The sequence below is a fragment of the Pseudomonas sp. LS_2 genome, assembly GCF_042709235.1.
In the GTDB taxonomy this organism is placed as follows: Bacteria; Pseudomonadota; Gammaproteobacteria; order Pseudomonadales; family Pseudomonadaceae; genus Aquipseudomonas.
In genome coordinates, this window is sequence record NZ_JAVAYC010000071.1 from 1 (window position 1) to 1023 (window position 1023).

General features: G+C 67.3%; 1 pseudogene. It reads right to left on the minus strand.

Features of this window, described 5'->3' with window-relative positions:
* A pseudogene (locus tag RAC97_RS24590) lies at positions 1–1023 on the minus strand (hypothetical protein); the annotation flags it as partial.

Consider the following 1023-nt stretch of genomic DNA (forward strand, 5'->3'; position numbering starts at 1 on the left):
CAGCAGTTGCTCATGCTCGCCCTGCACCTGCAGCACGTCCTCCTCGTGGGCGATCAGCAGGCCGTTGGACTGCGGCGCTGTGCTCAGTGCTGGCAGGTGCCGATAGCGGTAGCGGGTGCGCAAGGGGGCGGCCTGGCCTTCGCTGGTCTCGGCCGGCAGCTGGGTGGCGCTCTTGCGGTGACGCACGAAGGCTTCCGGGTCGGGCGGGCAATCATCGCCTTCGCCTTCGCGTGGGTAGTAGCTGTATTGGGTGCGCATCGCGCCGGCCAGGGTGCGCGCTTCGTCGAGCGTCTCGCCCTGGTACACCGGGGGCGCGGCCTGGGACTCCAGGGTCAGGTTGCCGTGCTCGTCGTAGAGGGTGATGACCACCTGTTCGCGCCGGCGAGCGAGGTCCTCGCGGATGCTCCAGCTCTGGCTCTGCACTCGCGGCAGCTGGAAGTAGGCCGGCTGCTGCGCGAAGTTGAGATTGGGCAGCTCGTGGTAGGTGGTCTTGGTTTCTTGGATGCAGGTTTCGCGGCGTGGCTGGTCGCTGCCTTCGTCGAACACGTCGTGGGCCTGCTCGGTGCGTTGCAGGGTCAGCAGGTGGAAGCGGTTGAAGGTGCGGGTGATGCTGCGCAGCGGCTGGCCACCGGACAGGTAAAAGGCGGTGGAGCCATAGCTGAAGCGGCTGTCGGTGCTCTTGTAGAGGTTGTCCTCACCATCGTCGCGCCAGGAGATGCCGCTGCCGAAGCCGAGGAAGTTGTTGCTGGTGTAGTCGTAGGTGGTGACCATGTCGGGCTGGTTGCGCCCCGGGACAACGGTGTGCCGGGTGACCCTGGGCAAGGCGGCGTAGGCATCGCCGGGGAAGCGGTGGCCTGCGTCGTCGTAGTCGATGCGCTCGACGCCGCCGACTGGGGTGCTGACTTCGCTCAGGCATACCACGCCGCGTATCTGCTCATAGACCAGGCGCCAACTGCCCTGGTCGATGCCGGGCTGGACGATGGCGTGCGGCAGGCGCCGGGACGGGGTGAAGCGCGTGTCGAG